10 protein-coding genes are annotated in these 12,179 nt (G+C 67.6%); all 10 read right to left on the reverse strand.

Translation table 11 applies throughout. The features are described 5' to 3' along the window. Positions 1-13 precede the first annotated feature (13 nt). Complete coding sequence (locus ACOTSS_RS00430) at positions 14-1,129, reverse strand: Gfo/Idh/MocA family protein (protein WP_448689601.1); 1,116 nt, start codon at positions 1,127-1,129, stop codon at positions 14-16. Then, the gene (locus ACOTSS_RS00435) at positions 1,126-1,326 is read right to left on the reverse strand and encodes a hypothetical protein (RefSeq protein WP_448689602.1); all 201 of its coding nucleotides are present in this window, start codon (positions 1,324-1,326) and stop codon (positions 1,126-1,128) included. The genes ACOTSS_RS00430 and ACOTSS_RS00435 overlap by 4 nt, the downstream gene beginning before the upstream one ends. 3 nt (positions 1,327-1,329) lie before the next feature. Continuing rightward, the gene (locus ACOTSS_RS00440) at positions 1,330-2,736 is read right to left on the reverse strand and encodes an alkaline phosphatase D family protein (RefSeq protein WP_448689603.1); all 1,407 of its coding nucleotides are present in this window, start codon (positions 2,734-2,736) and stop codon (positions 1,330-1,332) included. 10 nt (positions 2,737-2,746) lie between these two features. Next, on the reverse strand, positions 2,747-4,081 hold the full coding sequence (locus ACOTSS_RS00445; RefSeq protein WP_448689604.1) for an MFS transporter: 1,335 nt from the start codon (positions 4,079-4,081) through the stop codon (positions 2,747-2,749). An 84-nt stretch (positions 4,082-4,165) separates the two neighbouring features. Next, positions 4,166-5,674 carry a CoA-acylating methylmalonate-semialdehyde dehydrogenase gene (locus ACOTSS_RS00450; protein WP_448689605.1) on the reverse strand — a complete coding sequence of 503 codons (1,509 nt, stop codon included), beginning with the start codon at positions 5,672-5,674 and terminating at the stop codon, positions 4,166-4,168. A gap of 9 nt (positions 5,675-5,683) precedes the next feature. Beyond that, a complete protein-coding gene (iolB, locus tag ACOTSS_RS00455) occupies positions 5,684-6,475 on the reverse strand; it encodes a 5-deoxy-glucuronate isomerase (RefSeq protein WP_448689606.1) in 792 nt (263 codons plus the stop codon). Continuing rightward, positions 6,475-7,368, reverse strand: a complete 894-nt coding sequence (gene iolE / locus ACOTSS_RS00460) for a myo-inosose-2 dehydratase (protein ID WP_448689607.1) — start codon at positions 7,366-7,368, stop codon at positions 6,475-6,477. Before iolE ends, iolB begins: the two co-directional genes overlap by 1 nt. Then, a complete protein-coding gene (gene iolD, locus ACOTSS_RS00465) occupies positions 7,365-9,200 on the reverse strand; it encodes a 3D-(3,5/4)-trihydroxycyclohexane-1,2-dione acylhydrolase (decyclizing) (RefSeq protein ID WP_448689608.1) in 1,836 nt (611 codons plus the stop codon). The genes iolE and iolD overlap by 4 nt, the downstream gene beginning before the upstream one ends. Next, positions 9,197-11,134, reverse strand: a complete 1,938-nt coding sequence (locus tag ACOTSS_RS00470; protein ID WP_448689609.1) for a bifunctional 5-dehydro-2-deoxygluconokinase/5-dehydro-2-deoxyphosphogluconate aldolase — start codon at positions 11,132-11,134, stop codon at positions 9,197-9,199. Before ACOTSS_RS00470 ends, iolD begins: the two co-directional genes overlap by 4 nt. A gap of 94 nt (positions 11,135-11,228) precedes the next feature. Further along, the gene (locus tag ACOTSS_RS00475) at positions 11,229-12,101 is read right to left on the reverse strand and encodes a MurR/RpiR family transcriptional regulator (protein WP_448689610.1); all 873 of its coding nucleotides are present in this window, start codon (positions 12,099-12,101) and stop codon (positions 11,229-11,231) included. Positions 12,102-12,179: the final 78 nt, after the last annotated feature.

The raw sequence follows: 12,179 nt of genomic DNA on the forward strand, positions 1-12,179 counted from the left end.
CGCCATCCGGCAACTAGAGCCGCACCCAACCCTTCGCCCCGTGCGACCGCCGGATCGCATCGGCCACGCGTTCGACCGCGAGGGCGTCGGCGAAGCTCTTGGCCGCTGACGGCAGGCCGGACGCGGCCTCGACCGCCGACTTCACTTCGATCGTCTTCAGGTCGTTATAGCCGATCTGGTGCCCCGACGCGGGGCAGAAGGCGCCATAGTCGCCATGCTCGGGACCGGCGCAGATCGTCGTGAAGCCGTTCGTCCGCCCCGGCCCGGAGCGATAGAGCTTGAGTTCGTTGAACTGTTCCTGCGTGAAGCTAATCGAGCCGCGCGTGCCGCTGACCTCGAACGCGAGGCCCATCTTGTGCCCGCTCGCGATCCAGCTTGCCGAGAGCGTGCCCGTCGCGCCGCCCGCGAATTCGACCACCGCGTCCATCTGGTCGTCGACCGTCACCGCGCGGTCGACGCTCCGGGCGTCGCGCCGGGTCGGGTAAGCGGTGTGGAGCCGCCCCGACACCGCGGCGATCTCGCCGACCAGATGCTGCGCGAGCGCGATGATGTGGCTGCCGATGTCGGCGAGCGCGCCACCCGCCTGACCGGGCTCGCAGCGCCAGTTGAACGGCGCGTCGGCCGAGGCCATGAAATCCTCGGCATGGATGCCGCGAAAGGCGGTGACCTCGCCGATCTCGCCGCCCGCGATCAACTCGCGCGCGAGGACGATCATCGGGTTATAGAGATAGGTGAAGCCGACCGCGGTCGGCTTGCCCGACGCGGCGGCCGCGGCGACCATCGCCTCTGAATCGGCGATCGTCGTCGCCAGCGGCTTTTCGCAATAGACCGCCTTCCCCGCCGCGAGCGCGGCGAGCGCGATCGGGGCGTGGAGATTGTTCGGGGTCGCGATCGCAACCATGTCGATGCCGGGGTCGGCGATCGCGTCGCGCCAGTCGCCGCTCGCGCGCGCGATGCCGAGCGAGGCCGCGGCGGCGGTCGCGGTTTCGAGATCGCGGTCGGCGAGGATGGTGACGCGCGGGCTGCGCGGCAGGTCGAAGGTGCGATCGGCGGCGGCGAAGGCGAGCGCGTGGGCGCGGCCCATGAACCCGCTGCCGATCAACGCGATGTTGAGGGGCGCGCCGCTCATTCGCCCGCGACCTGGTGAAAACGCGCGCGCAGCCGCTCGACCGTCTGGCGCTTGACCGGCTGGCCGTCGCGCAGCTTGTACCAGCTGTTCTGGCTGATCCGGTAGGTCTCGAACAGACCTTCGCGGGTCGCGCACGGCAGATGCGCCTTCATCGCCTCGAACTCGTCGGGGGCGATGGTCACCATCTCGAACCGCATCTCTCATTCACCTCCATAATAGCTGCCGCCGCGCTCGGCGCGTTCGCGGCGTTCCAGTTCGTCGGCGTCGATCGCCGCGCGCCAGCTCTGCCGCCCGTTGACGAGGTCGGCAGCGGTCAGAACGATCGGGTCGCCCGAGGCCGATGCGCCGACGACGTCGCGGATGCTGAGCTCGACGCGCGGTTCGGGATCGAAGCTGAATTCGAGCAGCCCGAAATTGGCGCTGCGTACCCACGGCGCGCGCAGCCGCACCTCGGGATGCTGGTCGATAAATTTGGGGCTGAGATATTGGGCGAGCCCCGAACTGACGAGGTCGTAGAAATCATAGCCGCCCTGGTCGGAGCGGGGGATGCAGTTCGCCTCGCCCTGATGGACGTCGCCCGAAATGCCGAAGCAGCCCGCAATCCCTTCGTCGCGGATGAAGTCGAGGATTTCGTCACGTTCGTGGAGATAGGCGGCCCAGCTGTCGCCGCCCTGCTCCGCGCGCGACCAGCCGGTGCCCGAGGCGAGAATCTTGAACACCGCCTTCGACGCCTTGAGCTCGCGTTTCAGCCACGCCTTTTGCGCGGCGCCGAGCATCGTCTTGTCGGGGCCGTCGGGCGCCTTGGGCGGATCGCGGTAATAGCGGCCGTCGAGCATGAAGATGTCGACGGGTCCGAAGCTGTGGCGAAAGAAGACGCCGGGCGTATTGGGCAGCCCCGCGGCGGGGTTCGCCCACCAGCGGTTGAACAGGCGGTGCGTCATCGCCTTCGCGGGGTTGCGGCGATCCGAATCATTATAGCCGAAATCATGGTCGTCCCAGATCGCGAGCTGCGGCACCGAGCGCAGAAGCGGGACGAGGCTCGCGACGTTGCGCTGGCGCGTGTACATCGCCGAAAAGGCGGTTTCGCTGTCGCTGTCGGCATAGATATTGTCGCCGAGCCACAGGAAGAGGTCGGGCTCCATCGCGGCGATCGCGTCGAACACCGGCTGGTCGGGATAAAGCTGGACGCGCGCGCACGAGCCGAAGGCGATGCGGATCGGGCGCGGCCGGTCGGGTGCGGTGCGGGTGCGGAAGGGCAGCGGCTGGTGCCGGTCGTCGATGCCGTCGGTCTTGATGCGGTAGTAATAGGCGGTGTCTGGCTGGAGCCCCGTGACCTCGACCCTCGTGCAAAGATCGTTTTCCTGCAATGCGGCGACCGGCACCGTCGTCTGCGCATCGGCGAAGTCGCGCCGCGTCGCATATTCGACCGCGACGTCGAACGCCCCGCTCGCGCGCGACCAGACGGCGAAGCTCCCCGGCGTCGTCGCGCCGACCATCGGCCCGTCGAGCAGCCGCGGATAGCCGGTCGCGGCGGCATAGAGCCGGCGCGGCAGCGCGGCGAGAAAGGCGAGCGCGGCCCCCCCGCGCAGGAGATTGCGTCGATCCATCACCTTGTCCTCAGTCGCGTAGCTTCGTGTTCCAGAGCGTCGTCGCGAGCAGGGTCGCGAGCACCGAACAGCCGATCCAGAACCAGATCGCCGGACCGAAATCATAAATGCGCGTATCGCCGATGACATGCATGTTGGCGTCGATCAGCGCCCCCGACACCTGTTCCTGGATCGCCGCGCCCAGATAGCTGAACACCCCGACCATGCCGAGCGCCGCGCCCGCGACGCGCTTGGGGCAGATGTCGATCGCGAACAGGCCGCCCAGCGAGGTGACGAGGCCGGTCATGCCGAGCCCGAAAAGGATCACCGCGACCAGCACTACCGCCGGATTATTGGGTCCGAAAAAGAGCAGCAGCAACCCGACCAGTTCGAGGACGCCGAACAACAGGTTGGCGGGCGGACGGCGCGCGCCGAAGAATTTATCGGAGACGAAACCATAGGCGACCGCGCCCGCAACCCCCGCGAGCGTGCTTGCCGTCAGCACTGCGCCCGCCTCCGCCAGCGAATAGCCGCGCGCTTCCTGCAGATAGAGAATGCCCCAACTGTTGATCGCGTAGCGCGTCACATAGTTGGCGGCGCTCGCGAGCGCGAGAATCCACACGGCGGGGATCTTGAGGATCGAAAGCTGGGTCGCGAAGACGCCGCGCTCGGGCGCGCCTTCGGCGGGCGGTGCATAATGGTCGTTCCGCCAGTCGGCGACCGCCGGCAGCCCGAGCGCGCGCGGCCGGTCGGCCATCGCGTAAAAGGCGGCGATTCCCGCAAGGACCGCGGCCACGCCCGGACCCCAGAAGCCCCAGCGCCAGCCACCATAGGCGACGAGCGCCGAGACGACTGCGAAGGTCAGCCCCTCGCCGATCGAATGCGCGGTCGACCAGATGCCGTAATAGCGCCCGCGCTCGCGGTTCGAGAACCAGCTCGCCAGCGCGACGACGCACGACGGCGCGCCATAGCTCTGGAACCAGCCGTTGAGCCCCCAGATCAGCAGCGTCGCCCAGAACAGCGTCGAGAAACCCATCGCGATGTTGCACAGCGCCGACAGGATCATTCCCGCCGCGAACAGCCGCTTCACATTGCTGTGGTCGGCGACGAAGCCGTTGATCAGCTTGCCCGCGGCATAGGTGTAGAAAAGCGCCGAGCCGATCATGCCGAGTTCGAGCGGGGTGAAGATGCCCTGATCGATCAGCGGCTTCTTGACGATGTTGATCGCGAGCCGGCAGGTGTAGCTGACGGCATAGGCGAGGGTGATCGCCAGGATGATCCGCATCCGGTAGCGGCGGTACAGCCCGTCGACGTCGGCATCGTCCCGCACCGGCAGGTCGGGACCCGTGGCGAAATATCTCAGCATCGACCCTCTCCCTCGCCGCGCCTTTGCGGCACCTCAGTTACAAGTCTATTTCATTTTCTTGTAATATGGAAGATTTGTTTCATTTTACGCCGTCGGAATGAGGAACGCATTGTCGCCCGCGCCGCCATCGGGCCAGCGCTGGGTCACCGTCTTGACCCTGGTCCAGAAGCGCACGCCCTCCATCCCATATTGATTATGATCGCCGAAGCCCGATCGCTTCCAGCCGCCGAAGCTGTGATAGGCGACCGGCACCGGGATCGGGACGTTGATGCCGACCATGCCGACGTTGACCCGCTGCGCGAATTCGCGCGCGGCATGGCCGTTGCGGGTGAAGATCGCGACGCCATTGCCATATTGATGCGCGCTCGGCAGCCGCAGCGCCGTCTCGAAATCGGGCGCGCGGACGATCTGGAGGACGGGGCCGAAGATCTCCTCGCGATAGGCGCGCATGCCGGTCGTCACCCGGTCGAACAGGGTCGGGCCGACGAAAAAACCCTGTTCATGCCCTTGCAGCACGAGGCCTCGGCCATCGACGACGAGCTCGGCGCCCTCGTCGACTCCGGTCTGAATCCAATCCTCGATCCGCGCCTTGTGCGCGGCGTTCACCACCGGGCCGTAATGCGCTTGCGCGTCGTTCGACACCCCGACCTTGAGCGCGGCGATCGCCGGGATCAGCCGTTCGCGCAGCGCATCGGCGGTTCGCTCGCCCACCGGCACGACGACGGGCAGCGCCATGCAGCGCTCGCCGGCCGAGCCGAAGGCGGCGCCGCACAGGTCGGCGACGACCTGGTCCAGATCGGCGTCGGGCATGACGATGCCGTGGTTCTTTGCCCCGCCCATCGCCTGCACGCGCTTGCCCGCCGCGGCGCCGCGTGCATAGACATAGTGCGCGATGTCGCTGCTGCCGACGAAGCTGACCGCCGCAATCGCCGGATGGTCGAGGATCGCGTCGACCATTTCCTTGTCGCCATGGACGACCTGCAAAATGCCTTCGGGAAGCCCCGCTTCGCGCATCAGTTCGGCGAGGCGCACAGGGACCGAGGGGTCGCGCTCGCTGGGCTTCAGGATGAAGGCGTTGCCGGTCGCGATCGCCGGACCGAACATCCACATCGGGATCATCGCCGGAAAATTGAACGGCGTGATGCCCGCGACCACCCCGAGCGGTTGGCGCAGCGCATAGGTGTCGATTCCCGGCCCGGCGCCTTCGGTATATTCGCCCTTTTGCGCGTGGGGGATGCCGCACGCGAATTCGATCACCTCGAGCCCGCGCAGAAGGTCGCCCTTGGCGTCGGCGACGACCTTGCCATGCTCGCTCGCGAGCAGCTCGGCGAGCGCCTGCATGTTCGCTTCGAGCAGTTCGCGAAAGCGGAACATCACGCGCGCGCGGCGCTGGGGATTGGTCGCCGCCCATTCGGGCTGTGCGGCGGCTGCGGCCGCGACCGCGCGGTCGAGATCGGCGGCGGTCGAAAAGGCGACGCGCGCCTGGACCTGCCCGGTGCTCGGGTTGAACACGTCGCCGCCGCGGCCGGTTTCAGGGCGCACGGAACCGCCGCTGGCGGCGTCGCCGGCGATCAAAGCCTCGATCTGTCTCATCGCTCTTCCTTACTGGCGCACGATCCACTCGTGCGCGGGGTCGTTGCGGAACACCCAGTTGCGCCGGGGTCCCGCCATCACATTGAGATAATAAAGGTCGTAGCCGTGCGGGGCGCCGACCGGATGATAGCCGCGCGGCACCATCACGACGTCGCCGTCCTCGACCGCCATCGTCTCGTCGATGTCGCGCGCGTCGGTGTAGACGCGCTGAAAGGCGAAGCCCTGCGGCGGCGACAGGCGGTGATAATAGGTTTCCTCGAGGAAAGTCTCCTCGGGGTAGGCGTCGCGGTCGTGCTTGTGCGGGGGATAGCTCGACCAGTGGCCGCCGGGGGTGATGACCTCGACGACGAGCAGGCTTTCGGCTTCGTCGGCATCCGAGAGGATATTGCGGACGTGGCGGGTGTTGGTGCCCTTGCCGCGCACCTCGACCGCGTCCGAGCGGATCAGGCGGACGGTCCCGGCGCCGGTTCCGGGCGCGGTGCAGACCGCGATTTCGGCGTCGGATGCCGCCTCGATCGTATAGCGATGGCCCGCGGGCACATAGACCGAGGCCGCGGCACCGTCGAACACCGTCTGGCGGCCGCCGATAGCCTCGAAGCGCTCGCCCCCCGTCTCGACCGACACCGTGCCGGTCAGGATCACGAGACACGCCTCGCGCCCATCCTCGACACGATTGTATCGCGCGCCCGCGGCGAGGCGAACGACGCGGAAACCGACATATTTCCAGCCCGCGCTTTCGGGGGTGATATCGAGCACCGCGCCGTCGGCGTCGGGGGCGTGCGGGCGGACGAGCAGCGACATCAGGCGAGCTCCGCCTGGCTGGCCAGCCGCTTCAGCGTGTCGAGCCCGAGCTGGCTGTATTCGCGCGGGTTGGCGATCGCGGGGTCCTGTTCGGCCTCGATCACGATCCAGCCGGAATAATCCATGTCGGCGAGCGCGTGCATGAAGGGGGCATAGTCGTAATCGCCGTCGCCCGGCGCGGTGAACATGCCCCCGACGACGCCGTTGAGGAAGCTAGTGCCATTGGCGAGAAATTCGTCATATTTAGCGGTGCGGACGTCCTTGCAGTGGACGTGGGCGATGCGTTCGGGGTGCGCCTTGATCACGTCGATCGGCTCGATCCCGCCGAACAGCGCGTGACCGGTATCGAGCACCAGCCCGACATGGTCGCCGGTCGCATCGAAGAAGCGGTCGAGTTCGTCCTTCGTCTCGACGACCGTTCCCAAGTGATGGTGATAGGCGAAGCGCAGCCCGCGATCGTTGATAAAGCGCGCCACCGTATTGAGCCGCTCACCAAATTGTTCCCAGTCGGCGGCGGGCAGCACCGGGTGGGTGTCGAGCCGGCTGCCATAGCGGTCGCAATGCACCGCGTTCGAGGTTTCAGCGAGGATGAAGACGCTCGAATCCATATAGTCGAGCAGCGCGAGATGCTTCGACAGCGCGTCGATTTCGGCGTCGGCATCGCGAACGAGCAGATTCGACGAATACCAGCCGCCGACGATGTCGAGGCCGTAACCCGCCATGATCGGCGCCAGCACCTCTGGGTCGCGCGGAAATTTGTTGCCGAGTTCGACCCCGTCGAAGCCGATGTCGCGCACGTCGGTGAGCAGTTCGTCGAGCGTCGTGTCGCCGCCGAGTTCGCGCATGTCGTCGTTGCACCAGGCGATCGGGCTCACGCCCCAGCGGATCGTCATTGTCTCTCTCCCTGAATGCGGGCCTCGTAATCGCGGCGCGCGGCGCGCACTTCGGCGCGGTCCGACACTTCGGGCACCGCGACGTCCCACCAGTGGCCGCCGGCCTCGGTCGTGATGGCGGGATCGGTGTCGATCACGATCACATAGCTTTTGTCCGACGCCTTCGCACGGGCGAGCGCCGCGTCGAGTTCGGCGAGACCGCCAACCTTCTCGGCCGCGGCGCCGAGGCTGCGGGCGTGGGCGGCGAAGTCGACGTCGGGGAGTCTCTCGTGCGCCGCGTCGGCGAGCAGATTGTTGAACGGGCGTCCGCCGGTTCCCTGCTGGAGCCGGTTGATGCAGCCGTAGCCGCGGTTGTCGAGCAGGACGACGGTGATCTTCCGCCCCAGCATCACCGAGGTCGCGAGTTCCGAATTGAGCATCAGATAGCTGCCGTCGCCGACCATCACATAGACGTCGCGCGCCGGGTCGGCCATCTTGACCCCAAGCCCACCCGCGACCTCGTAGCCCATGCACGAAAAGCCGTATTCGACATGATAGCCGCCGGGCCGATGGCTGCGCCAAAGCTTGTGGAGTTCACCCGGGAGGCCGCCCGCGGCGCAGACGACGGTCGCGTCGTCATCGGCTTGCCGCCACACCGCGCCGATCACCTGCGCATCCGAGGGCAGCGCGTCGCCGGGCGCGGTCGCGGCGTCCCACGCCGCGTTCCATTCGGTGACCGCCGCGGCATTGGCGTCGTGCCACGCGGCGTCGACGTGCCAGTCCTCGAGCGTGTCGGCGAGCGCGCGCAGCGTCTCGCGCGCGTCGCCCAGCACGGCCTCGGCGCCATGCTTGGCGGCATCGTGCGGCGCGACATTGATCTGGAACAGCCGCTTGCCCGCGAACAGGGTGCGCGATCCGGTGGTGAAATCCTGGAGCCGCGTGCCGATGCCGACGATCAGGTCGGCGCCCTCGGCGGCGCGGTTCGCGGCGCTCGTTCCGGTGACGCCGATCGAGCCCAGCGCCTGCGGATGGTCCCAGGCGAGCGCGCCCTTGCCCGCCTGCGTCTCCGCGACCGGAACGCCGCTGTGTGCGGCGAAGGCGGCGAGTTCGGTCTCGGCGCGCGAATAGAGGACGCCGCCGCCCGCGACCAGCAGCGGCGCCCGTGCCCCGCGCAGCGCCGCGACGAGGGCGGCGAGTTCGCCCGTATCGGGGCGCACGCGGCGCTGACGCCACACGCGCGGTGCGAAAAAGCTTTCAGGATAGTCGAAGGCTTCGGCCTGCACATCCTGGCACAGGCACAGCGTCGCCGGCCCGCAATTGGCGGGGTCGGTGAGCACCGCCATCGCGCCCGGCAGCGCGTCGATGATCTGCTCGGGGCGGGTGATGCGGTCGAAATAGCGCGATACCGGGCGGAAGCAGTCGTTGGCGCTGATTGTCGCGTCGGCGAAATCCTCGATCTGCTGGAGCACCGGGTCGGGGCGGCGGCTCGCATAGACGTCGCCGGGCAGGAACAGCACGGGGAGGCGGTTGACGTGCGCGAGCGCCGCCGCGGTGACCATGTTCGTCGCGCCCGGCCCGATCGAGCTGGTGCAGGCCATCGCGCGGCGGCGGCGCGACGCCTTGGCAAAGGCGATCGCGGCGTGCGCCATCCCCTGTTCGTTGTGTGCGCGGAAGGTCGGGAGCTCGGCTTCCATTCCGGCGAGCGCCTCGCCCAGCCCCGCGACATTGCCGTGACCGAAGATCGCCCAGACGCCCGCGAAATAGGGCAACTCGACGCCATCGATCTCGACCCGCTGCGCGGCGAGCCAGCGCGCGAGCGCCTGCGCCATCGTCAATCGCACATGCTTTGTCATGCCGGCACCATAGCACGCCGGGCAGTTCGCCAGCCATCGACGAGGACCCGCAAATTGGCGTCGAGCCGCGCCACCGCCTCGGCGTCGTCGATCGTCCCGGCGAGCCATTGCTGCGCGACGTCGTGAAAGATCGTGCGGCCGACCGCGAAGCCCTTGACCAGCGGAAAGGCGGCCGCGGCGACGATGCCCGCGAGCACCTCGTTCTGCGACGCCGACAGGCCGAGAAGGACGATGCCGCGGCACAAGGGATCGTGGCGCAGGATCGCCGCCTCGCTCGCGGCCCACGCTTCGGGGTCGGCGGTGGGTTCGAGCTTCCACCAGTCGGGGTAGATGCCGAGCCCGTAGAGATGGTCGATCACCCGCGCGATCGTGTCGCTCTCGATCGCGCCGTGCTTCGATGCGATGATCTCGACCAGCAACTCGTGGCGGGTGCGGCGGCACGCGTCGAACAGCCGCAGCAGCTGGCGGTCCTGCCGCGCGCGCATTTCGGCATCGTCGTCGGGGTGATAGAAGGCGAGCACCTTGACGACATGGTTCGCCGGCCATTCGCGCAGCGTCATCGCGACGTCGGCATAGCCTTCGAAGGCCAGCGGGCGCGATCCCGGCACCTCGATCGGGCGTCCGATCCAATAGGGGAGGTCGGCCGCCGCCTCGAGCGCGCGCGCGCCGAACCGGCCGTCGAGCAGCATGCCGTAATTGCCGTCGCCGTCGGCGAGCCCGTGGAGCGCCTGAAGCGACAGGTCCTTGAAGCGCGACACGCGTTCTTCGCTGCCCGCGCCCAGATCGGCGAGCAGGTCGTCGAACTGGCTGCGATGGTCGATCGCGAGAACGGTGAGCTCGTCGCGGTCGCCGTGGCGGTTGGTCGACCAGTGCAGCTGTTCGAGCTCGGCGCTTTCGCGCAGGCGGTGCGGCCAGCTTCCCGCCAGAAAATGCTGAAGCTCGGTCCACGACGCCATCGCCGGGGCGCAGCCGTGACGCGACACGACGATAGCGCCGCACGCATTGGCGATCTCGCAGCATTTTTCGAGCGGCATGTCCTTCAGCCAGCCGCGCAGGAAGCCCGCCATGAAGGCGTCGCCGGCGCCGAGCACGTTGAACACCTCGATCGGAAAGCCGCGCGCGACCGTGCCGTCGCTGAGGTCGGTGGGGATCGCACCGGGAAAGGCGACGCATCCGGCGCCGCCGCGCTTGCAGACGAGCAGCGCGTCGCTCTGCTCGCGAATGGCGCGGAGCGCCGCGAGCGTGTCGGTGGTGCCGCCGAGGATATGCACCTCTTCCTCGGTGCCGACGATCAGGTCGCAGAGCGGCAGGATGCGCTGCAAGGCCGCGGTAACCCCGGCGCTCGCGACGAAACGATCCTCGCCATTATCCTTGCCCGCCAGCCCCCACAACACCGGGCGATAGTCGATATCGAACACGACTCGTCCGCCGCTTTCCTTCATCAGCGTCGCCGCCTTCAGGCTCGCCTCGAAGACGTTCGGCTGCGACAGATGCGTTCCGTTCACCAGCAGCGCGCCGGCCGACGCGACCAGATCGGCGTCGATGTCGGCGGCGCAGAGCGCCATGTCGGCGCAATTTTCGCGGTAGAAGATCAGCGGAAAGGTGTCGGGGTCGCGGATGCCGAGGATCGCGAGCGCGGTCAGCCGGTCGACGTCGACCGTCACGCCGCGCGTCTCGACGCCCTCGCGTTCGAGTTCTTCGGTGATGAAACGGCCGAAATGGTCGCCGCCGACGCGGGTGATCAGCCCGGCGCGGAGGCCGAGCCGCGCTGCGCCCACCGCGGTGTTGGTCGGGCTGCCGCCGATATATTTGGCAAAGCTCGCCATATCCTCGAGCCGCCCGCCGATCTGTTCGCCATATAGGTCGACCCCCGCCCGGCCGAGCGTGAGGATATCCAGTCGGCGCTCCCCGCCTGCTGCCCGCTGTTGCACCATCAGTTTCAGACCACCTTCTTCCTTGGTCTGTAACGCCTATTCCAACTTTAGAAGTTTTGCAACATATGTTTCACAATTTGCCTGAACTGGAATTCTATTTCCGCGCGCGGCCCTTCGTCGCGGCCGGCGCGCGCGTCGCTTCGAAGGCGAAATTGATCACCAGCGCCTGCGCAAGGCACATCGACGCCGACAGCGAGCGGAACTTGCGCACTTCGGATTCGCGCACCTGGAGGACATGGTCGGCGGGTTTCGCGACCGGGCTGACCAGACTGTCGCTGATCGCGAGGATTCGCCCGCCGTTCGCGCGGACGATGTCGACGATGCCCACCGTCTCTTCCGAATAGGGGTGAAAGCTGACCGCGATCAGCAGGTCGCTCGCGCCGATCATCTGGACCTGCTGTTTGGCGAGGCCCGCGACCCCGTCGACGAACACCGCGCGCTTGCCCGCCTGGAGCAGCGAGTAAGCGAGGTAGGAGGCGACGGGAAAGGAGCGGCGAAAGCCAACGACGTGGACCGTATCGGCGGCGAGGATCAGATCGACCGCGGCGCGCATGTCGGGCCCCGACACCGTCTGCAGCAGATTCTGGATCGCCAGCGTGTTGCCCTCGACGAATTCGGCGAGCAGGTCGGCGGGCTCGGCATCGCTCGCGTTGGTCGCCTGATCGAGCTGACGGACGCGCTCCGAATAGCCGAGCGCGGCGTTGGTGCTGAGCAGCCCGTCGCGGAACAGCCGCTGCATCTGGCTCGCGCCCTCGAAGCCGAAGCTCTTGGCGAAACGCACGATCGCCGACGGCTGCACCCCGCAGCGCTCGGCGATCACCGCCAGCGTTTCGAGCGCGATGTCGTTGGGCTCGTCGAGGATATAGCGCGCGATCTGCTTGAGCCGCTTGCTCAGCGTCTCGTATCGGCGCACGATCTCGGCGCGCAGCGCTTCCGCGGTGGCGGGAGCGGTCGTGGCGTCGGTCATCGGTTCGTCTCTCCCCGGTCGTTCCTGAAAAACGGAATATCTGTTCAATTCTTGTAACGCAACTATCGCAAGGCGCAC

It is taken from the genome of Sphingopyxis sp. NJF-3 (genome assembly GCF_053514865.1).